The organism is Streptomyces sp. NPDC045022 (assembly GCF_056432605.1).
The window spans coordinates 1-19,916 of sequence record NZ_JBWKIR010000034.1 but is presented as its reverse complement, the minus strand read 5'-3'; the positions used below and the strand labels follow the sequence as shown (position 1 = coordinate 19,916).

Here is a 19,916-nt window from a genome sequence, read left to right as displayed (position 1 = left end):
TCACCACGCCGCTGCGCGGCCGGGCATGGAGCGACGGACACCTTCGAAAGCCGGGGCGGCACGGCAAAAGGACGAGCTTGAGGAATCCGTGTCAGCTCACGAGCATCCCGCGGCCGAGCCAGTCCTCGGTGTCGCGGACTCCGGGCAGGGCGAAGAAGTAGCCGCCGCCGGTGGGTGAGATGTAGTCGACGAGGGGTTCGTCGATCAGCCGGGTCTGGGTGGCCTCGAACTGGCGCTTGACGTCCTGCTGGTAGCAGCAGAAGACCAGGCCCATGTCGAGGTTGCCGACATCGTCGACTCCGCGGTCGTAGTTGTAGCCGCGGCGCAGGATGCGGGAATCGTCCGTGGCGGCGGTGCGTGGGTTGGCGAGGCGGATGTGGGCGTCGAGGGGGATCGCGTTGCCGTGCGGATCCTTGGCGTAGTTGGGGACATCGGTCTCCTTGACGCCGTCGAGCGGGGCGCCGGTGTCCTTGCGGCGGCCGAACATCTTCTCCTGCTCGGTGAGGGAGACCCGGTCCCAGAACTCGACGAGCATGCGGATGATCCGTATGACCTGGTAGCTGCCGCCCCTGGCCCATGCGGGCTCGCCGGCGCCGCCCCCGACCCATATGAGGCGGTTGCTTTCTCGGGACGAGGCGACGTCGGGGTTGGCGATGCCGTCCTTGAAGCCGAGCAGGTTGCGCTGGGCGCCGCTGGGGCGGGGCGTGTTCTGGAAGCCGTCGATGCGCCACTTGATCTGCATGGCCCCACGGGTGTGCCGGGCGATGTCGCGCAACGCGTGCAGGACGGTGTCCTGACGGTTGGCGCAGATCTGCAGGGACAGGTCACCGTGGCACTCGTCGGGCTTGAGGTTGTCGTTGGGGAAGGTCCGCATGGGGGTGAGGCGGCGGGGTTTCGCTTTGGCGAGGCCGTAGCGGTCGTCGAAGAGGGACGCGCCGACGCCGACGGTGATGGTGAGGCCGTCGGCGGGGACGGTCGGGCCGAGGATGCCGTTGTCGGAGGGCGGGGCGCCGACGCCGAGATCGGCGGGGATGCCGCCGGAGGTCAGGAAGCGGGCCCGGCTGGTGAGCGTCTTGAGCAACTCCACCAACTGCGCGCGGTCTTCGGCGATGACGGTGAAGGAGACGAAGGTGGCAGCGGCCGGCGCCGGGGTGATGATGCCGGCCTGGTGGAGGCCGTGGAAGGGCACTTCGGCGGCGTTCTCCGTCTGCGCGGCCGCCTGTGCGGTGCCACCGCCGCTCTCGGCGAGCGCGAGCCCGCCGCCGGCCAGAACCGCGCCGGCTGCTCCGGCGCCGAGGGCCGTCTTCACGAAGGAGCGGCGGTCGGCGCCGGCCGGGCAGCCACCCTGCGGGGCGGGGGTTTCGGCGGACGGCATGGGGGCGTTCCCTTCGGTGCCTGCGGGGTCGTCGCTTAGGTGGTGTGCGGTGGTCATCAGGCGGACTTCCGGATCTCCAGCAGGTCCGGGACGGGGGAGAGGTCCTCCAGCAGCTGGCCGGTGGCCCCGTTGACGCGGGCGCGGGCGGTGGCGTCGAGCTGTCCGACGGGGGTCCAGTAGCTGCCATGGTGGGCGGAGTCCAGGAGCTTCTGCAGCCGTGCGACGTCCGCGTCGACGGTCGGCAGCAGGTGCGGAGAGCGGCTGGTGAGCAGCGGCCTGAGGACGGTGAGCAGCTCGCGGGTGCCGGCGAGGTTGGCGTCGGCGGTGGCGAGGTTGGTGCCGCTGCCCTCGTCCGTGTCGCCGGTCAGCTCGAACTGCAGTGTGTTCTCGAGGACCTCGTGGGCGCGCAGCGGCAGGTCGGACGGGTCGAAGTCTTGGTGCGGGAAGGCTTTCCGCAGGCCGGCGGCGTCGGCGGCCAGTTGCTGGGCCGGCGCGGTGAGCGAGGTGGCGGGCTCGCCGTGCCACAGGCCGTACTCGATGCGGTGGAAGCCGGTGAAGGTCTTGTCGTGCACGCCGTCCGGCAGTCCGTCGGCCCTTCCGCCGATCTTCTGGTCGAAGTCCTCGAAGGTGCCGTAGGCGGCGCCGAGGGCGGCATAGGTGCGGTGCGCGGTGAGCCAGTCGGTGCGGGCCTTGCCGAGGTGGTTGTGCCTGATGTCGTCGGCCAGGGTGCGGGTCTGGGGCACGAGAGCGGCCAGGCCCTCGTCGACGTACGTCCGGTACTGCGCGAGCGGGCCCGAGAGGCCGTGTTCCGAGACCGGGACGACCGCCTTCGCGGCCCCGCCACCGGTGACGCGGACAGCCTCGGAGGTGACCGCGGTGCCGCCGCTGGGTACGCACCGCCAGGCGTATGCGCCGTCGGCGACAGTGGCGACCAGGGCGCGGGTGGTGCCGGGGGCCAGGCCCTCGATCTCGCCGTAGACGGCGTTCGTGGCCGGGTCGATGAGGTACACCTCAGCAGTCTTGTCGCCGGTGTTGTGCATCTGGAAGGTCTGCCGGCCGGGGCTGGGCGCGGTGAAACCCTCGCCGCAGTCCTTCTCCGAGACGGCGACGGTCTGGGCGGCGCCGGGCTTGGGGCGGCCGAAGGCGACGGCGAGACCCGCGAGGAGCGCGGGGACGGTGACGACGGCGACGGGAACCACCCAGGCAGGGCGGCGCCGCGCGGGCGTCGGGGCGTCCGGGGCCGGGGCCGCCTTGCCGGAGGCCGGCTTCGGCGCCGTGGCGCGCAGGCCGCGCACGAACAGCGTCATGACCACGGCGAGATAGCCGGCGTAACCGAAGACCTGCAGCCAGGTCATGGCTGGCGTCAGGTTGAACACGCCCTGCACCAGGGTGCTGTACCAGGAGCCGGCGTCGATACTGCCGCTCAGGTCGACGGCGTAGGCCGCCTTGCCGGGCAGCACTCCGCCCTCTTGCAGGTCGCGCAGCCCGTAACCGAGAACGCCGGCCGCGATCACGATCAGGACCGCGCCGGTGGCGGTGAAGAACTTCGTCAGGTTGATCTTCAGGACCCGCCGGTACAGGCCCCAGCACAGGGCGGCCGACAGGAGCAGCCCGATGGCGGCGCCGGTCAGAGGGCCGGAGGACTCGCCGGCTGCCTGGGCCGTGGTCCACAGGAACAGCGCGGTCTCCAGACCCTCCCGGCCCACGGCGAGGAAGGAGGTGAGGATCAGCACACCCGAGCCCATGGCCAGGGCGCCGGTGACCTTCTCCTTTATCTCACCGGACAGGCTGCGGGCCGAGCGGCGCATCCAGAACACCATGGCGGTGACGAACGCGACCGCGATCACGCTGAGGGTGCCGCCGAAGGCTTCCTGCGCGGTCGCCGACAGGGAGGCTGCGGTGAAGGTGAGGACCGCGCCGAAACTCATGGCGAGCGTGATCGCCGCGAGTACGCCCGTCCACACCTGCGGCAGCCGGGAGCGGGCATCGGCCCGCACAAGGGTCGCGACGAGGATGGAGACGATGAGTCCCGCTTCGAGCCCCTCCCGCAGCCCGATCAGGAAACTCGGAAACGCGTCATCCCACATGCGACCCTCCCCGGGCGGCCTCCGTACGAGCAGCGCCCATTTAGCGTAGGCAACCCTAACTAAGGCTGGACCATCATGACTACAGACCTGTAGTCATGATGGTCATGGAGCAGTAATGCAGTGGTAAAACCCGGGAGTTCTTCCAGTGCGGTCTGCGGAACCACGTCGCCTTCGCCCGGCCCGGTGCCACCGACCGGGACATTGCCGACTTCCGTACGGAGTTCGTCCATGCGCTCGGGTTCTTCACAGGGCCATGAAACCGGCGCCCCGTCCATCACGCCGGCGATCTGAGTTCCCTAGACCTGCTTGCGGCCGTGCGCGCAAGCTGCCGCAGCATGTCCTCGGGGTGCGACAGGCGTCGATACCTGTGACCGTATGGTTCTATGCGGGTCAGCCCGCACGTGGGGCCGTCAGCAGTGGCCTGCTCCCCACCCTCAGCGGCTGACCAGGGAAGATGGAGAACTGGGACGGGAGTATCTAGGGTCAGCGCGTGGCTTTCATCATGGTGTGCGAAGACGACGCGGCGGTCCGCGGCGTCCTCAAGCGCGCCCTGGAGCACGACGGGCACACCGTCTCCGTCGCCGCCACGGCCGACACCCTGCTGCGGCAGCTCGAACCGGCGCCCCACCTGGTCGTCCTGGATCTCGGGCTCCCAGACGCCGACGGCCGAGACGTCTGCCTGGCCCTGCGGGCTCGCGGCGTCGACGCGCCGGTGTTGATGCTCACCGCCCTGGACGGCCTGCATCACAAGGTGGGCGGCTTCGAGGCCGGCGCCGACGACTACATGACCAAGCCCTTCGACATTCCGGAACTGCTGGTCCGCGTCCGGGCGCTGCTGCGCCGGGCCACCGTGGTGCCCGCACCGCGCGAGGTCGTCCTCGATCCAGCGAAGCACGTGGTGACCTACGATTCGGTGAGCATGAGCCTGACCCCGACGGAGTTCCGGCTGCTGGGCCGCCTGATCGCCTCGCAGGGCGACGCGGTACGCCGCCACGCCCTCGTCGCTGCCGGCTGGCCGCACGGGGCGCAGGTCAGCGACAACACCCTCGACTCCTATGTGCGCCGGCTGCGGGCGAAGCTTGGTTCGCTGGGTGTGGCCGAGCGTCTGGCGACCGTCCGCGGCGTGGGCTACCGATGGCAGTGACGGGATTCCGTAAGCGGGTCGTCGCGCTCACCGTGCTGATCGCCACCGCCGTGGTCGCGATCCTGGTCGTGGTCTCGCACGTGCTGCTGAGCCGGGTGACGGACGCCGACGCCCACGACCTGGCGCGTACGCGCGCCGAGGCGGTGGCGGCGAACGTCACAGCCAAAGGCGGCCGTATCGTACTGACGGAGAACGGCAGTGAGGCGCTCGATGAGGTCGCCTGGATGTATGCCGACGGCCGTCTGATCGACGGAAACGTCCCGCCGAGCCTGGTCGGTCGCGTCGAGGAGCTCGCGGACTCGGGGCGCTCGCAGACCGCGTCGGTCGGCGATTACCTCCTGTACGCGCGGAAGGTCCCGATGGACGGCCACCACGTCATGGTGATCGCCCGGGTGGACCTCACGCCCTACGAGACATCCGAGCAGCGCAGCCTGACCTTGTCCCTGATACTGGGCGGCCTTACGATCCTCCTCGCCGGCGGGGTCGCACACCTCGTGGTGCGCCGCGCGCTGCGGGTCGTGCACGAGATGGCCGCCCTCGCCGACGACTGGGGCCAGCACGAACCCGGGCGCCGCTTCAACCTCGGCATCCCCCGCGACGAGTTCGGGGAACTGGGGCGGACCCTGGACCACCTCCTGGAGCGCGTCGACAACGCGCTGGCGGACGAGCGCCGGCTCACCGATGAGATCGCCCACGAGCTGCGGACACCGCTCACGGTCCTGCGGGCCGAGGCGCAGCTGGCGCAGCTGTCCGGCGAGCCGGTGCCGACGGAGGCGGTGCTGAGCGAGGTCGACCGCCTCGATACGGCGATCACGACGCTTCTGCGCGCCGCGCGCGCAAGGACGGACGAGGGGACCCGGTGCGACCTGCGCTCCGCCGCACGGCAGGCGATCGCCGGCCGTGCGGTCGAGGTCGCCTTCCCCTCGAAGGTTGAGGTCGCCGTGGCGGCCGACGTCGCCGTGTCGCTGCTGGCACCCCTGCTGGACAACGGCCTGCGGCATGCGAAGTCCCGGGTGTGGATCACCGCGCGCAACCAGGGCGAGGCCATCGTGGTCGATGTCCTGGACGACGGCCCCGGATTCGATCCCGCGGACGTCGACCGGGTCTTCGAAGTGGGGGTGACCGGTGGCGGCGGGTACGGGCTGGGACTGCCGGTGGTCCGGCGCATCGCCGCCTCGGCCGGTGTGGAGGTCCGCGCGATCGCGGACGGCCGCGGTCACGTCGAGATGACACTCCCGGCCGCCCGCGCAGCCGCGTAGTCAGGTTATGTGCAGATTCCCCGCGTGAATCTCCCCGCATGACAACGACAACGGAAGCACGCGCGCGCAGTGGGCGTCTCATGCTCAACAAGGTTCCCGAGGTCACCATCTGGTTCTGGGTGATCAAGGTCCTGTGCACGACCGTCGGTGAGAGCTTCGCCGACTGGATCAACATGAAGCTGGGCGTCGGCCTGGTGAACACCGCCTGGATCTTCACCGCGGTGTTCGTGGTGGCCCTGGCCGTCCAGCTGCGGCTGAAGCGGTACGTCCCGTTCCCATACTGGCTGACCGTGGTCGTTGTCAGCGTCACCGGAACCCTGTACACCGACATCCTGACCGACCAGCTGAACGTGCCGCTGTGGATCAGTTCCGCGGTCTTCTCGGTGCTGCTCGCGGCGGTCTTCGGCGTGTGGTGGGCGCGGGAGCGCACACTGTCGATCCACTCGGTCACCACGCTTCCGCGGGAGTCGTTCTACTGGCTCGCCGTTCTCGTCACCTTCGCGCTCGGCACCGCGACCGGCGACTGGACCCTGGAACTGACCGGCTGGAGCCCGGGAGTCTCGGTCCTGCTGCCGCTCGGCCTCATCGCGGCGATCACCGCGCTGTGGAAGTTCGGCGCCAACCCGGTGCTGTCCTTCTGGCTCGCCTACATCCTGACCCGCCCGCTGGGCGCGAACATCGGCGACTGGCTCGCCTCCCCCAAGGTCGCCGAGAACCCCGGCGAACCCACCGGTCTCGACCTGGGCACGTTCACCACCAGCCTGATCTTCCTCGGCCTCATCCTGGCGACGGTGGTCTACCTGACGGTGACGCGCTCGGACGTGACCGAGACCCACGAGGCTGGCCACGCCGCACACACCACCGGCGACCCGCGCAAGGAGCGCGTCGCGCTGGCCGGCTTCGGACTGCTCGCCGTCGCCACCGCGGGCCTGCTCGTCTGGGCCCATGGCCGGCCGCACGTCGGCCCGGCGCCGGAGGAAGACAACACCTCCGCTGTCCAGATGGCTCCCGGCCAGGCGGTGAAGAAGTTCCCGCCCGCCAAGGTCGCCGCGCTGAAGACCCTTGCCTCCACCTCGCTCAAGGACGCACGCTCGGGGAACGAGACCGGGGCCCACGCGGCCGCCCAGAAGCTGCGTGACCTGTGGGACGCCGACCAGGCATCGCTGCAGCCGCTGGACCAGACCGGCTGGACCTCCATCGACGCTCAGATGGACAAGATGCTCAAGACGTTCGGCATCGACCACTCGAACCCGCCGATGTCGCCTGCGCAGCAGGAGAAGGAACTGAACACCCTGTTGACGGACATGGGCTGACAGGCCGCACAGCGCCCGGCCGGCCCACCCGGCCGGGCAGGCTCAGAGTGCTGAGGCAGCGCAGAGAACCGCGCTTCCTCGGCACACGCCGGGGAGCCTCGGACACCGCAATGCGGCCGCAGCCTCGCGTGGGGCGGTCGCTGACCGGATGGCGTGGGCCGAATGAGTGCAGGCCCTACCGCGCGAACAGGCGAGGGCCAGTCAACTCTTCGTCCCGGCCGTGCAGGCTGCTGCGGTCCGGTGTGGCAGGCGTGCTCATGGCAACGGAGTAGACAGGTCGCTCTCCTGTAGGCGGGCTCACAGGCCGCGCAGTTCTTCCACCGCGGGGCGCCGGGCACCGCGGATGCCGTTCAGGGCTGCGGCCAGTACGGCGATCAAGGCGGCCAGTCCGGTCAGGGTCATGTAGACGCCGGGGCACCGCCAAGGCGGCGGGCGGCGGGTTGAACACGCCGGTGAGTACCTTGACCAGCATCTCCGACAGCGCCCATCCGATGACGGCACCCCCGGCCAGGCCGCCTGCGGCCAGCAGCAGGGCCTCGGTGAGGACCATGCCGCGCAGCTGACGTGTGCGTGCGCCGAGGACGGTGGCGACGGCGTAAGGTACGACGGCGTTCGGCGAGGCCAAGGGCGAGGACCAGTCCGCCGGCTCCGGCGGCCAGCATCGCTGGCACTGTCGAATTCCCGGCGGATGACTCCCGTGCCCGACCTCGTTGCCGGGCCCCCGGCCGGAATTGGACAGTACTGCCGGGCTGTGGCTCAGGCGTCGATGATGACGGGGATGATGAGGGGTTTGCGGCGGTGGGTGCGGAACGCCGAGTTCGCCACGGCGCGGGCGAGGAGTTGTTCGAGTTGGCGCGCGTCCCCGACGCCTTCCTCGGCCGCGGTGGCCAGGGTCTTTTCGAAGATGGGAATGACCGGCTCGAGGGTGGTGTCGTCGTGGACGAAGCCCCGGGCCAGGAAGTCGGGGGCCTCGGCGAGGGCGCCGGTGTCCGCGTCGACGATCGCCACCACCGTGACGACGCCTTCGGCGGCTGTCCTCGTCAGTGCCGATGCGAACCCGCGGGAAGGACTGGCCGGGCTGAACCGTACAAGCATTTCGTTCCTGCGCACGGCTCACCGAGGACAGCAAGAACGACCAAGACAGTGAAGAGGCGGTGTTGCAGGACACCCGAATTACGTCGTGCCGGCTGGCCAGGCGAAGCAGGCAACTCAGGCAGGAAGTGAAGGCCGACTGGCCCGACTCGGGGAACGTCACGCCCGCAGCTGCTCGACGGGGGACGACCCGAGACGCCTCGGCAGTGAGGAGTCCCTCGCCGGGCTGCGCGAGGCCCGCCCCTTGGACGGTGTCTCGGGCCGTTCGTGCCATGGTCGACGAACGACAGCTCGTAAGGCGGGCGGCAAGGCTGTCCGTCAATGCCGGTCGTGAGTAGACGAAGAGTCAACACAGGAGCAGCGCGTCCGGGCCATGTTGAGCACCGGTTCGGGCGAAGCCTTTCGGCTGTGGTCGGGTCATGCCGTTGTACCGGGATCGATGGGACGGTTGCGCAGTGCCGTCCCGGACGGGGGTCTGACTCATGAGATATATGACCGAAGTGTCCAGTCACAGGCGTGTCGACTGTCGTTGCGGGACAGCACCTGCAGGTACCGAACCAGCAGCTGGAGCGAATCCGCCACACCGTCACCAACGGCATCCGTGTGGTCACCGTGCACGGCGAGATCGACCACGCCGTCAAGGACATGCTCAGCGAGGCCCTCCTGTCCTTAAGACGGCGCGGCGCCGAAGCCGACGCAGCGTCCGTGTGTCCGAGGCTGCCCCTGAGCGAAGGCGCTGAGTCTTTCGAAGCCGCCGAGCTGCAACTGAGCCTGGTGATGTGCAGCCCTTCCACACCGGCGCACTGGCGCAAGATCCGTTCCACGCCCGCGGACTGGCCGTGGTGCGGGAAGGCACGGCTGGAGGCGCTGAAGGCGGCCGCCCGGTCACGGAAATCGGTGGCCGCATTCTGGAAGAACTTCTGCAGGAGCCCTCGGGGGGCTGGAACATCCGGTGCTCCCCACAGAGCTGATCGTCGGTGAGCTGGTCACCAACGCCGCCCGCTCCGGCGGCGCCCCAGTGGGCCTGCGGCTGATTCGGGGTCATCGTCTGATCTGCGATGTCTCCGATCTGAGAAGGTCAACGCCGAGTGAATCAATATCTGTTCCCGAGGGATCAGATTTTGGCGGATCGCGCAGCGGGAGTTCTTGTCACGAAGAGCGGAGTGGAATTATCCAACGCACAGGGGCGGCTCCGGCGTGCTACTGTCTATCTCAGTTGCAGTTGTGGTTCCCAAAACTTCAAGTGCCCCCACCAGGCTTCTGCCGGTCGGGAGCACTTTTGTATTTCCGGTCATTTCCGGGCGGGGTAATCATCGCGGCGACACGGCGTCCGCGCAGTGCGGACGCCGATGCACTGCCCCAAAGGAGATATGACATGGCTGCTGGTACCGTGAAGTGGTTCAACGCGGAAAAGGGTTTCGGCTTCATCGAGCAGGACGGTGGCGGCGCCGACGTGTTCGCCCACTACTCGAACATCGCCGCGCAGGGCTTCCGCGAGCTGCTCGAAGGCCAGAAGGTGAACTTCGACATCGCGCAGGGCCAGAAGGGCCCGACGGCCGAGAACATCGTTCCGGCCTGACGCTCACGCGCAATCCGTAGCTGGGGCCCGCATCCTTCGGGGTGCGGGCCCCAGCTGCATGCGTATCCCGCAGCGGCTTTCACCCGCGGGACGCCCCGGAGGACTCCGCAGTACCACCACAAGCGGTTCCTCCCTCAGGACGCAGACGCACCCTGAAGCGCTGCCCCGCATCCGGCGCCCGGATCGCAAGCTCCCCATCGCGTCACCCATTTCGGCACCTGTGCCCACGGATGTTTTCGCCGGCCAGATCTGCTTTCTTTTGCCACCGGTCCATACTTGTAATTCTCCATGCCATTCATCGCAGCGGGAATTCCTTGATATGTGCCCCATCGAGGAAGGTTCCGCATGAACCGCACGTACACGAACGACCGCCCCGCCCGCTCTCGTGACGGCCGTGCCGACGCCGGAAGGGGCGGCAGCGGCTACGGCTCGCAGGCACCGCGTCGTACCGGCGCCCCCGTCCGCTCCGGCGGTTATGGCCGTCGGCCCGCCGCAGTGCAAGGTGAGTTCGCGCTGCCCAGGACGATCACCCCCGCACTGCCCGCTGTCGAGGGCTTCGCCGATCTCGACATGCCCGAGCAACTACTGGCCGAACTCGGCAGGCAGGGTGTGACCGCACCGTTCCCGATCCAGGGAGCGACGCTGCCGAACTCCCTGGCGGGCCGGGACGTGCTGGGCCGCGGCCGCACCGGTTCCGGCAAGACCCTCGCCTTCGGCCTCGCCCTGCTCGCCCGCACCGCCGGACAGCGTGCCGAGCCCCGCCAGCCGCTGGGACTGATCCTCGTACCCACGCGTGAACTGGCACAGCAGGTGACCGACGCGCTGACCCCGTACGCCCGCTCCGTGCGGCTGCGGCTGGCCACTGTGGTGGGCGGCATGTCGATCGGCCGGCAGGCCAGTGCGCTGCGCGGCGGAGCCGAGGTCGTCGTCGCGACCCCGGGCCGGCTCAAGGACCTCATCGACCGCGGCGAATGCCGGCTGAACCACGTGGGCATCACGGTGCTGGACGAGGCCGACCAGATGGCCGACATGGGCTTCATGCCCCAGGTCACCGCCCTGCTCGACCAGGTGCGCCCGGAGGGGCAGCGCATGCTGTTCTCCGCCACCCTGGACCGCAACGTCGACCTGCTGGTACGCCGCTACCTGACCGACCCCGTCGTGCACTCCGTCGACCCGTCGGCCGGTGCGGTCACGACGATGGAGCACCACGTCCTGCACGTCCACGGCGCCGACAAGCACGCCGCCACGACCGAGATCGCCGCCCGCGACGGCCGCGTGATCATGTTCCTGGACACCAAGCACGCCGTCGACCGGCTGACCCAGGACCTGCTCAACAGCGGGGTGCGGGCCGCCGCGCTGCACGGCGGCAAGTCGCAGCCCCAGCGCACCCGCACGCTGGCGCAGTTCAAGACGGGGCACGTCACCGTGCTGGTGGCGACCAACGTCGCGGCGCGCGGAATCCACGTCGACAACCTTGACCTGGTCGTCAACGTCGATCCGCCGACCGACCACAAGGACTATCTCCACCGCGGCGGCCGTACCGCCCGCGCCGGCGAGTCCGGCAGCGTCGTCACCCTGGTCACGCCGAACCAGCGCCGTGGCATGGTCCGTCTGATGTCGGACGCCGGAATCCGGCCGCAGACCACCCAGGTCCGCTCGGGCGACGAGGCCCTGAGCCGGATCACCGGCGCCCAGACCCCGTCCGGCATCCCGGTCGTCATCACCGCACCGGTGGTCGAACGCCCCAAGCGCAGCGCCACCTCCCGAGGCCGCCGCCGCCCCGCCTCGGCGACCAGGCGCACCCCCGGACGCCAGTCCGGCTTCGGCGCGGTGGCCTAGACCTTTAGTGATCAGGAAGCCGGCCCATCTCTGCAGAGGCACGCTTTGACGCTGCTTCAGACAAAGTCCCGCCCGGCGGACGCCGACCCCGCGCACAGGACAGCGGTGGAGGTCATGGACGCGGCCGGACCGCAGGTCTGTGACGACATGAGCGTCGAGGTGGCGCTGGCCGTCATGGCCGCCGCACGCACGGTCCGGCTGGTCGTCTGCGACCAGGACGCCCAGTGCACCGGCCTGGTCACCCATGCCGAACTCGCCGCCGTCCGTGACAGCTCCGACTACACGGACCGTGTCCGCTTGCGCGACATCCTCGGCGACCACGGTTCGTTCGCCTCACCCGTGACCACGATGGCCGAAGCCGAGCACGCGATGCGCACCCGTCGGCTGGGTGTCCTGCCGGTGGTCGACGAGCAAGGCAGCGCCCTGGGCGTCCTCGCCCTCTTCCGCTGAAACACCCGGCCCCTGATCGGACCGTTCTTCCCTTCTCTCTGTGAGGCCACATGCGCTGCGTCATCGCCCGCTTCCCCTTCGAGCTCACCAAGGCCGGCGTGCTGGAATCGATGAAGGGCATCAAGCCCGAACCGGTCACCGGCCAATCGGTGATCATCGGCCGCCGCCACTACCCCGTCAAGCAGGTCGGCCAGGTCATCACGCGCCAGGACCGCCGTGACTTCAGCGCCGCCGAAGTCCTGCGGGCCATGGCTCAGCTCGGCTTCACCTGCCGCGCCGTTCCCAAGGCAGCGCCCCTGGGCATTCTCAGCACGATGCAGCACGCTTCCGCGATGCTCGGCACCCCCGTCATGGCCTGATCGGGTAAACAGACACGAGCCGACACCTGAGCAGCAATGTGGGCCCGACCCGTACGCCGGTCGGGCCCACACCTGTGCAGCGGGTTCCCGTCACCGTTGCCCTGCAGGATCCGGGCGACAGGGAACTGCAGACGCGTGGGCGGCCCGTCCTCCTTCACGGGGGCGTCGAAGACGGCGGGTGAACTCGCCCGAGTGGGCGAAATCCCACGGCACAGCCGACACCCTCTGCCTCCACAGCGCTTCGGCTGCCGGCCGACCGGGTGACGGCAGCGCCACCGGTGGCCGCGGCCAGGGACTTCTGGTTGCTCTGGCCGGACTCCACCAGGGCGGCAACGTCACCCGGCAACTCGTCGGGCTGCGGTATGAGGCGGACCATGTTCGTCGGCCATCCGGCTGCTTGAGCGGTGACGCTACCGGGCAAGGAGGGCGCTCACAGTCTTGCCGCCGGAGGCCCGGCGGGTGGGCGCCGTGGCGTGGGCGAGGCCGGTGATCATGGGCCAGCCGAAGCCCCCGGTACCGCCGTTCAGGTCAGGGGTGCGCATGCGCGGCACATGCCGGCTGGGATCGTGAACGGCGACCTGGATGGTGTCGGGGTGCGCAGTCGGTTCCAGTGTGCAGCGGCCCCCACGGTGCTGAGGCGGCGTGACCGTATTCGACTTCAGCGGCATCACGGGAAGCATGGGTGCCGAGCTCGGAGACGACCAGGGCCACAGTGTCCGGCGCGACAGGAGCCACGGTCGGCTGCGGCGCCGGCAATCACCGTGAGCATCAGGGTCCCCCAGATCTCTGAATCATCCATGCCCCCTGCCCTGGCTAAACCCGACCCCTGTGCCCCGCCCTCCACCTGCCAACCCCGCAGAGCCCCAGTGCTTGCCTGAGGGGGCGGAGGACCACGGCCGACGCATGACGGCACCCGCTGCCGTGAGCCCGTGTCTCCGCAGCCCGCGGACTGCTCGCGTCAGGGGCCGTACCGGTTCGCCACCAGCTGCTCGATCATCCCGGGATCGTCGAGGGCGGCCCAGGGCCTTCTGTCACGCTCGTCAACGGCCGACCTGGGGGCGTCACGGCTAGAAACGTCCGTGCCGGTCGGTGGTGTTCTCACGAGACGCAGTGTTGGCCGGTGCCGCCGACGGCAGCCGCGGCGCAGGCGCGGCGACGCCACGCCCAGCCCGACATGCCACGCGGTGGTGGGTCACTGTGAGCGCCGGACAAAGCCTCGCAGCTGCTTGAACCATCCATGGGTACCGGTCGAGGCGGAGCACCTCATCTTCCAGCGCCCGGAAATCTATACCCGCTGGAGTAGACATTGGCCGACGGTGTGGTTAAGGTTTCTGTCGTAGCCGAGATCAAGAGAGGCCCGGCAGAGATGAACTGCCGGGCAGCAGTACGCAGTTGCAGTTCGCAGGACGGTGCGGTGGTGGAGTTCCGAAGCCAGAGCGGTTGCAGGACGGCGACGGGACTGACGACCGGACCGGGTGGCCCGCAGTGATCAGGGGCCGCCATGAGCAGTACCGCAGTGGCAGTACCAGTAAGTGAAGGTTCGCTGTACCCAGCAGTGAAGTTAGTGAGCAGTACCTCGGTGAAGGCGTCGGCTGCGGGCGCGCGCACCGGGAGGTTCGGCAGTGGAGTTCCAAGCCAGAGCAGACGCAGGACGGGCGACGGGGCTGGTTGCCGAAGAGTGGCGCTGTTCGAGGCCACCAGCAGTTCGCAATACCAGTAGTACGCAGTTCCCGTTAGTGAGTAGTTGATCAAGAGGGAAGAACGGAGGAGCCGAGCGCCATCAGGATCGCCCGGGCGGAAGTCTTGGACCCGGGTACCGCAGGACATCGATAGTGAGGTGGTCTCCGGTCGAGCAACCGCGATCCCCGCGCCCCCGACAGCGTCTCGGTCGGGTCTGCGGAAACAGAGGGCCGGTGCAGTATCAGGGCCGGCAGATGGTGTAGTAGTTCCTTCGGGGCCCTGGTGCCAGTACGGCGCCAGGGCCCCTCAATGCGTGCCACAGAACAGAGAGGTGCAATGACAGCAGACGACATGTTCGGCCGTCTCGATGACGACGACTACCCCGCCTACACCATGGGCCGGGCCGCCGAGATGCTCGGCACCACGCAGAGCTTCCTCCGTGCCATCGGCGAAGCCCGCCTCATCACCCCGCTGCGCTCCGCGGGCGGACACCGCCGCTACTCCCGCTACCAGCTGCGCATCGCCGCCCGTGCCCGGGAACTCGTCGACCACGGCACCCCCATCGAGGCCGCCTGCCGCATCATCATCCTCGAAGACCAGCTCGAGGAAGCCCGGCGCATCAACGCCGAATACCGCCGCGCCACCGAGTCGGCGAACCCGACCGCAGCAGCGTGAGATGAGCGTGCCCCTCCGCGTCGGCGGGCACCGCACGCATGGTCTGCCGTGTGGTGTGATCGTTTCCTGTGGTGACGCGGCGTGTGGCCGTGTAGCGTCTGCGTCAGCTGTCGTGGTTCGGAATTCCCTCTTGCCCACGCCTTCGGTGTGGGCGTTTTGCTGTGCTGTGCCGCAGGAACCAGGGCGATCACCTCCGCCTTCCGCGCGTTGTGGGAGGCGTTCATCGACTGGAAGGCATGAGACATGGCTACGGGAACTGTGAAGTGGTTCAACGCGGAGAAGGGCTTCGGTTTCATCGCCCAGGACGGCGGCGGCCCGGATGTCTTCGCGCACTACTCGGCGATCAACTCCTCGGGATTTCGTGAGCTCCAGGAGGGACAGAGCGTGACGTTCGACGTCACCCAGGGCCAGAAGGGTCCGCAGGCCGAGAACATCACCCCGGCCTGACCTCACAGACCCGCCCGAGGGATCGCGCACACTGCGCCCGGTGAGCGCCGCCCGTGTGGGCTTTGCCGCCCACCGGGCGAAGCGCCTGCTCTCGTGCAAGGCGTGCACGATCAGGGGCCGCGCAGCCATCGCTGCGCGGCCCCTGATCTGTTGAGACGGGTGTGACCTCGGCCGAACTTCCTGACCTCAGTTGCTTCGAGCGTCGTCCGGTGCGGGCGCCGCATGCCCTGCGCCTCTGTGCGCGCAGTTCGGAGCAGCAGACGATCAGGTGCCCGTCCAGGCGGCGAGGAAGGCTTGCCGTCCATCCGGATCGTCCCATCTGCGGTCCGCATGCAGAACGCGCCAGGCGGTGAGCTCGAGATCTCGGAGCCACAACTCGCCGATGACCTGTGTCTTGAGGTCGGGCAAATGGTCGGACTCGGCGAGAGCTTGACCGATCACCTCTCCGGCCGCCACGCGCTGGGGCGGAGTCATCTCATCGATGGCCGAGAGGATCTGCCTGGCCAGGGCGGTTCCCTCTCCTTACAGAGAACGCAGCACCTGAGCCTTCATGTTGACGGGTAGCAGGTACGCGGTGCCCGACGACCTCCACAGGTCCGACCAGAAGCGTTCGCCTGCCTCGGTGGGGGCAGGCAGCGCGGCCAGCAGCCCGAGGAGATGGCCGGTGGCCGCGTAACCATCGGAGTGGGCGGCTGCGACGACTGCGATGCCGGCGACGCCCTCCACATCGAGCCGGCCGGCCTCGAGATGCGGAGCCAGGTCCAGTTGGTGTTCCAACTGGTCTGCGAGGGCGGTGGATACGTGGGGGCGGACGTCAGGAAGCATCGGCGATCCTTGCGCGTAGGCGAGCGAAGATGCCCGTTCGGAAGCCCTGATCTTTCCCATGGCCGGCCGTTTTACTCGGCTTCGGCAGGCCCGATCGGCGGGAGGGTCAACGGGACTGGAGTTCACGCGGTGGAGAGTCGGCCGGGCCCGGCGACGTGGCTCTGGGGTTCTGGACCGACCTCCCATGAATGCCTGCCGGAGTGAGGTCTTTTAGCATTACCGCATTGCTGCCAGTGACGCCCAGTCGCCCGGGGGAGAACGAGAAGCAGTGTCCCGTGATGCCGCTGAAGTCGAATACGGTCACGCCGCCTCAGCGCGTGGAGAGCGCCGTGAAGGCGGGCTACCCGACGGATCGCAAGGCGGACACGCAGGGGAGAAGGCTCACTCGGTCTCCGCCCTGGCGGAGTGGGCGGCCGACCTCGCCGAACCGATCAAGCCTAAATTGCGTGGCTGGCTCCATGCCGGAATGGTCCCCGCCGCACTGATCGCGGGCGTCGTACTCGTCTGCCTGGCCCGTACTCCGCAGGCAGTCCTGGCCTGCGCCGTGTACTCGGTCACCGCCTTGCTGCTGTTCGCAACGAGCGCCGTCTACCACCGTGGCACCTGGGGACCACTGGGCGAGGCTCTTCTACGACGACTCGACCACGCCAACATCTTCCTGATCATCGCCGGCACCTGCACCCCCCTGGCCGTGCTCCTCCTGCGGCCTGAACAGCGGTCCATGCTGCTGTGGATCGTATGGACTGGGGCATTGGCCGGCATCGTGTTCCGGGTCCTGTGGGTCGGAGCCCCGCGATGGCTGTACACCCCGTGTTACCTGGCCCTGGGGTGGGCGCCGGTGCGCTACCTGCCCGACTTCCTGCACACCGGCGGAGCAGCCGTAGTCGTCCTGATCGTTGTCGGCGGCCTCCTATACAGCGCGGGCGCGGTCGTCTACGCCCTCCAGCGGCCCGACCCCTCACCCCGCTGGTTCGGCTACCACGAGGTCTTCCACGCCCTGACCGTGGCAGCCTTCACCGCGCACTACATCGCCATCTCCCTGGCCACCTACTGAGGGCGCGGCGACGAGTACTGCCTCGCTCGCCGCTAATACTTCCTCCAACTTCCCCCACCACTCCGAGGATTGGTGGCGAAGGGCCTGTTCCACCTGCTCGTCACCGGTGTGGTGGTCCTGACCGCTGTCTTCGTCCCTGTCAGGCGGCGCCTGGGCCGCCTCCGGAGGCGCCTGCCCCGGTGAACGCCGCCATCCTGGGCAAAGCACCCCTGGGGCGTCCGCCCAAGGGCCCGCAGCAGCGGGGACCGGAGAAGGCCCGAGTCATCGTCCGGGAACGCTCTGCCTCGTCCGCGACGGGGCGGACGCGTCGGTGAGGTCGGCACCGGTGTCGTCGGCCCGCCGGGAGTGGCCGACGTCCTGCCAGTCCAGGCACATGACCGTCGCATCGTCCTGCAGGTGACCGTGGTGGGCCTCGACGATCGCCGCGATGAGGGTGCGGGCGGCCTCGCGGGGGTGGAGCGCGCGCGTGCGCACGATCAGGTCGGGCAGATCGAGGCTGCCTGCGTTGCGCTCCAGCATGCCGTCGGTCAGCATCACCAGCCGGTCGCCCGGCCGCAGGTCCAGCGATTGGACCCGGTAGCTGTGAGGGGCAGGAAAGCCGAATGGCATATCGATCTTCGGAACGATCTCCCGCACCTGTCCGTCCCGCATCCGCAGCGGCCAGGGATGCCCGGCGTTGATGAACTCGGTCTCGCCGTCGATCAGGCTTATCCGCAGAAGCTGACCGGTCACGTACCCCTGGCGGCCGTGCTCGCGCATGGCCTGGTCTGCCTGGCGGGCCTGTTCGGCCAGGCCGGCGCCGGCCCGTCGGGCCCGGCGCAGCGCGCCCACCAGCAGGGTGGCCAGCAGTGCGGCGTCGACGTCGTGACCCATGGCATCGGTGACGGAGAGCTGGACCGTGTCCCGGTCGATCACGTAGTCGAAGGTGTCACCCCCTACATGGTCGGCCGGCTCCAGCGCCCTGGCCACCGCGAATTGCGCAGCCTCACACGCCAGCGACGACGGCAGCAGCCGGTGCTGGATCTCCGCGGCCAGGCTCAGTGGGACGGTACGGCGGCCCCACTGGTACACGTCGGTGTAGGACCGGTTCGCGATGACGATGTAAGCCAGGGCGTGCGCGGTCTCGCCGATCTCCCGCATCACCTCCGCGTCCGGCGCCGCGGGCAGGAACAAGTGAAGTGGCGAAGCTGCGCCGCTCTATCGTCGGCTGCCTTCACCAGGGTTTGTGCGCGGGCGCGGACCCGGCGGAGGCCGCCCAGCGAGCAGGCAACAGCGTGGAGGTTCGCTGTCCCCGTACGCGAGGTGTCTCGATGACCGGCGCAGCGCAGCGTTCAGTATTGCTCGGTCTCCACGAAACCCGCGTCCGGTGCGTCGTCGGCGCCGAAGGCGTCGGCAGCGGCGGTCGGGTCGAATCCGGGCGGGCTGTCCTTGAGGCCCAGGCCCATGCCGGCCAGCTTCGCCTTGACCTCGTCGATCGACTTCGCACCGAAGTTGCGGATGTCCAGGAGGTCCGCCTCGGAGCGGGCCAGGAGCTCACCCACCATGTGAACGCCCTCGCGCTTGAGGCAGTTGTACGAACGGACCGTGAGCTCGAGCTCCTCGATCGGCAGCGCGAGGTCGGCGGCCAGGGCGGCGTCCGTGGGGGACGGGCCCATGTCGATGCCCTCGGCGTCGATGTTCAGCTCGCGGGCGAGACCGAACAGCTCGACCAGGGTCTTACCGGCCGACGCCATGGCGTCACGGGGACGCATGGCCTGCTTGGTCTCGACGTCGACGATCAGCTTGTCGAAGTCGGTGCGCTGCTCGACACGGGTCGCCTCGACCTTGTACGTGACCTTGAGAACCGGCGAGTAGATGGAGTCGACCGGGATACGGCCGATCTCCTGGCCCACCTGCTTGTTCTGCACGGCGGAGACGTAGCCGCGACCGCGCTCGACGGTCAGCTCCATCTCCAGCTTGCCCTTGCCGTTGAGCGTGGCGAGGACGAGGTCGGGGTTGTGCACCTCGACACCGGCCGGGGGTGCGATGTCGGCGGCGGTGACGAGACCCGGGCCCTGCTTGCGCAGGTACATCACGACCGGCTCGTCGTGCTCCGAGGAGACGACCAGCTGCTTGATGTTGAGGATCAGGTCGGTGACGTCCTCCTTGACGCCCGGCACGGTGGTGAACTCGTGCAGCACGCCGTCGATGCGGATGCTGGTGACAGCGGCACCGGGGATCGAGGACAGCAGGGTACGGCGCAGGGAGTTGCCGAGGGTGTAGCCGAAGCCCGGCTCCAGCGGCTCGATCACGAACCGGGAGCGGAACTCGTCGACGACCTCTTCGGTCAGGGACGGACGCTGAGCAATCAGCACGGGGTATTGCCTCCAGTGGTTTGGCGCCCGCTGTGCGACGCCGTAGACACCACGAAGGGTACGGGCGGTACAGACGATACGGCCTCCGTTGGCTGCGCTGCACTTCCTCGTGGTGCACGGCCCCCGCAACCGCAACTGCCGCACGGGATGAGCCTCAGTGCTCATCCCCGATGGCGTGACCTTGTACTCGGGTCCTTCGGGGTGGGCTCCTGATCGAGGTGCACCGGGGATGGTGAGGCTGGAGTCCGCCGGTGGTGAGCGGAACATAGAGCCTTTTCCAAGCTGGCGGTGTTGACCGCGAGTTGGACAGTCCTGCGCAACGACGAAGCTCCTGGTAGACGGGTTCTCGACCAAGATCGCCCGTGTCTGCCAGGAGCTTCGCGT

At 68.9% G+C, this 19,916-nt stretch carries 16 protein-coding genes and 5 pseudogenes; 11 read left to right on the top strand and 10 right to left on the bottom strand.

Annotated elements, in window-relative coordinates:
* Positions 1 to 91: 91 nt before the first annotated feature.
* The 3 genes and pseudogenes from efeB to AC07C1_RS35805 form a co-directional block, all read right to left on the bottom strand.
* Positions 92 to 1,375, bottom strand: coding sequence for an iron uptake transporter deferrochelatase/peroxidase subunit (gene efeB / locus AC07C1_RS35815; protein ID WP_478946010.1), 1,284 nt, complete (start codon positions 1,373 to 1,375; stop codon positions 92 to 94).
* Between the two features lie 56 nt (positions 1,376 to 1,431).
* The gene (gene efeU, locus AC07C1_RS35810; RefSeq protein ID WP_478946008.1) at positions 1,432 to 3,462 is read right to left on the bottom strand and encodes an iron uptake transporter permease EfeU; all 2,031 of its coding nucleotides are present in this window, start codon (positions 3,460 to 3,462) and stop codon (positions 1,432 to 1,434) included.
* Positions 3,463 to 3,656: 194 nt separating this feature from the next.
* Positions 3,657 to 3,758: pseudogene (locus AC07C1_RS35805) on the bottom strand (DUF6624 domain-containing protein); the annotation flags it as partial.
* A gap of 194 nt (positions 3,759 to 3,952) precedes the next feature.
* Between AC07C1_RS35805 and AC07C1_RS35800 the strand changes: the two are divergent.
* From AC07C1_RS35800 to AC07C1_RS35790, 3 genes are read left to right on the top strand one after another with little or no spacing between them, the layout of a single operon-like run.
* Complete coding sequence (locus AC07C1_RS35800; RefSeq protein WP_478946006.1) at positions 3,953 to 4,606, top strand: response regulator transcription factor; 654 nt, start codon at positions 3,953 to 3,955, stop codon at positions 4,604 to 4,606.
* Positions 4,597 to 5,865 (top strand): sensor histidine kinase, encoded by a 1,269-nt coding sequence (locus AC07C1_RS35795; RefSeq protein ID WP_478946004.1) that lies wholly within the window; start codon positions 4,597 to 4,599, stop codon positions 5,863 to 5,865. The genes AC07C1_RS35800 and AC07C1_RS35795 overlap by 10 nt, the downstream gene beginning before the upstream one ends.
* A gap of 38 nt (positions 5,866 to 5,903) precedes the next feature.
* Entirely contained in the window at positions 5,904 to 7,178 is a 1,275-nt protein-coding gene (locus tag AC07C1_RS35790; RefSeq protein WP_478946002.1) for a COG4705 family protein, read from the top strand.
* A gap of 756 nt (positions 7,179 to 7,934) precedes the next feature.
* On the opposite strand, the pseudogene AC07C1_RS35785 reads toward AC07C1_RS35790, so the two are convergent.
* Positions 7,935 to 8,210, bottom strand: a pseudogene (locus tag AC07C1_RS35785) (RNase J family beta-CASP ribonuclease); the annotation flags it as partial.
* Between the two features lie 576 nt (positions 8,211 to 8,786).
* Here AC07C1_RS35785 and AC07C1_RS35780 point away from each other — a divergent pair.
* The 5 genes from AC07C1_RS35780 to AC07C1_RS35760 all read left to right on the top strand — a co-directional run bounded on the left by AC07C1_RS35780 (position 8,787) and on the right by AC07C1_RS35760 (position 12,497).
* Positions 8,787 to 9,251: a hypothetical protein gene (locus AC07C1_RS35780; protein WP_478946001.1), complete on the top strand. Its 465-nt coding sequence runs from the start codon at positions 8,787 to 8,789 to the stop codon at positions 9,249 to 9,251.
* A gap of 394 nt (positions 9,252 to 9,645) precedes the next feature.
* Positions 9,646 to 9,849, top strand: a complete 204-nt coding sequence (locus AC07C1_RS35775) for a cold-shock protein (protein WP_003973099.1) — start codon at positions 9,646 to 9,648, stop codon at positions 9,847 to 9,849.
* A gap of 345 nt (positions 9,850 to 10,194) precedes the next feature.
* Positions 10,195 to 11,688 carry a DEAD/DEAH box helicase gene (locus tag AC07C1_RS35770; RefSeq protein ID WP_478945999.1) on the top strand — a complete coding sequence of 498 codons (1,494 nt, stop codon included), beginning with the start codon at positions 10,195 to 10,197 and terminating at the stop codon, positions 11,686 to 11,688.
* A 45-nt stretch (positions 11,689 to 11,733) separates the two neighbouring features.
* Positions 11,734 to 12,138, top strand: coding sequence for a CBS domain-containing protein (locus AC07C1_RS35765; RefSeq protein ID WP_478945997.1), 405 nt, complete (start codon positions 11,734 to 11,736; stop codon positions 12,136 to 12,138).
* Between the two features lie 50 nt (positions 12,139 to 12,188).
* Positions 12,189 to 12,497 carry an SCO5918 family protein gene (locus AC07C1_RS35760; RefSeq protein ID WP_142143821.1) on the top strand — a complete coding sequence of 103 codons (309 nt, stop codon included), beginning with the start codon at positions 12,189 to 12,191 and terminating at the stop codon, positions 12,495 to 12,497.
* Positions 12,498 to 12,595: 98 nt separating this feature from the next.
* Here the strand turns inward: AC07C1_RS35760 and AC07C1_RS35755 are convergent.
* Positions 12,596 to 12,861, bottom strand: a pseudogene (locus AC07C1_RS35755) (hypothetical protein); the annotation flags it as partial.
* Positions 12,862 to 12,907: 46 nt separating this feature from the next.
* Positions 12,908 to 13,241 (bottom strand): annotated as a pseudogene (locus tag AC07C1_RS35750) (ATP-binding protein); the annotation flags it as partial.
* Between the two features lie 1,272 nt (positions 13,242 to 14,513).
* Here AC07C1_RS35750 and AC07C1_RS35745 point away from each other — a divergent pair.
* Both AC07C1_RS35745 and AC07C1_RS35740 read left to right on the top strand, forming a co-directional pair.
* The gene (locus tag AC07C1_RS35745; protein ID WP_478945996.1) at positions 14,514 to 14,852 is read left to right on the top strand and encodes a helix-turn-helix domain-containing protein; all 339 of its coding nucleotides are present in this window, start codon (positions 14,514 to 14,516) and stop codon (positions 14,850 to 14,852) included.
* Between the two features lie 243 nt (positions 14,853 to 15,095).
* Positions 15,096 to 15,299 (top strand): cold-shock protein, encoded by a 204-nt coding sequence (locus AC07C1_RS35740; protein ID WP_093872186.1) that lies wholly within the window; start codon positions 15,096 to 15,098, stop codon positions 15,297 to 15,299.
* A gap of 264 nt (positions 15,300 to 15,563) precedes the next feature.
* Here AC07C1_RS35740 and AC07C1_RS35735 read toward each other — a convergent pair whose 3' ends face one another.
* Positions 15,564 to 15,773, bottom strand: a complete 210-nt coding sequence (locus tag AC07C1_RS35735; protein ID WP_478945993.1) for a hypothetical protein — start codon at positions 15,771 to 15,773, stop codon at positions 15,564 to 15,566.
* A gap of 48 nt (positions 15,774 to 15,821) precedes the next feature.
* Positions 15,822 to 16,124, bottom strand: coding sequence for a hypothetical protein (locus AC07C1_RS35730; protein ID WP_478945991.1), 303 nt, complete (start codon positions 16,122 to 16,124; stop codon positions 15,822 to 15,824).
* A gap of 397 nt (positions 16,125 to 16,521) precedes the next feature.
* On the opposite strand from AC07C1_RS35730, the gene trhA reads away from it, so the two are divergent.
* On the top strand, positions 16,522 to 17,178 hold the full coding sequence (gene trhA / locus AC07C1_RS35725; RefSeq protein ID WP_260844970.1) for a PAQR family membrane homeostasis protein TrhA: 657 nt from the start codon (positions 16,522 to 16,524) through the stop codon (positions 17,176 to 17,178).
* 261 nt (positions 17,179 to 17,439) lie between these two features.
* On the opposite strand, the pseudogene AC07C1_RS35720 reads toward trhA, so the two are convergent.
* Together AC07C1_RS35720 and AC07C1_RS35715 are read right to left on the bottom strand one after the other, a co-directional pair.
* Positions 17,440 to 18,357, bottom strand: a pseudogene (locus AC07C1_RS35720) (PP2C family protein-serine/threonine phosphatase); the annotation flags it as partial.
* Positions 18,358 to 18,509: 152 nt separating this feature from the next.
* Entirely contained in the window at positions 18,510 to 19,532 is a 1,023-nt protein-coding gene (locus AC07C1_RS35715; RefSeq protein WP_478945990.1) for a DNA-directed RNA polymerase subunit alpha, read from the bottom strand.
* Positions 19,533 to 19,916 lie beyond the last annotated feature (384 nt).

Bases quoted from the DNA above. Each gene is read 5' to 3' on its own strand.
- efeB (WP_478946010.1), bottom strand. From the start codon at position 1,375: ATGCCGTCCGCCGAAACCCCCGCCCCGCAGGGTGGCTGCCCGGCCGGC.
- efeU (WP_478946008.1), bottom strand. From the start codon at position 3,462: ATGTGGGATGACGCGTTTCCGAGTTTCCTGATCGGGCTGCGGGAGGGG.
- AC07C1_RS35795 (WP_478946004.1), top strand. From the start codon at position 4,597: ATGGCAGTGACGGGATTCCGTAAGCGGGTCGTCGCGCTCACCGTGCTG.
- AC07C1_RS35790 (WP_478946002.1), top strand. From the start codon at position 5,904: ATGACAACGACAACGGAAGCACGCGCGCGCAGTGGGCGTCTCATGCTC.
- AC07C1_RS35775 (WP_003973099.1), top strand. From the start codon at position 9,646: ATGGCTGCTGGTACCGTGAAGTGGTTCAACGCGGAAAAGGGTTTCGGC.
- AC07C1_RS35770 (WP_478945999.1), top strand. From the start codon at position 10,195: ATGAACCGCACGTACACGAACGACCGCCCCGCCCGCTCTCGTGACGGC.
- AC07C1_RS35760 (WP_142143821.1), top strand. From the start codon at position 12,189: ATGCGCTGCGTCATCGCCCGCTTCCCCTTCGAGCTCACCAAGGCCGGC.
- AC07C1_RS35745 (WP_478945996.1), top strand. From the start codon at position 14,514: ATGACAGCAGACGACATGTTCGGCCGTCTCGATGACGACGACTACCCC.
- AC07C1_RS35740 (WP_093872186.1), top strand. From the start codon at position 15,096: ATGGCTACGGGAACTGTGAAGTGGTTCAACGCGGAGAAGGGCTTCGGT.
- AC07C1_RS35735 (WP_478945993.1), bottom strand. From the start codon at position 15,773: ATGACTCCGCCCCAGCGCGTGGCGGCCGGAGAGGTGATCGGTCAAGCT.
- AC07C1_RS35730 (WP_478945991.1), bottom strand. From the start codon at position 16,124: ATGCTTCCTGACGTCCGCCCCCACGTATCCACCGCCCTCGCAGACCAG.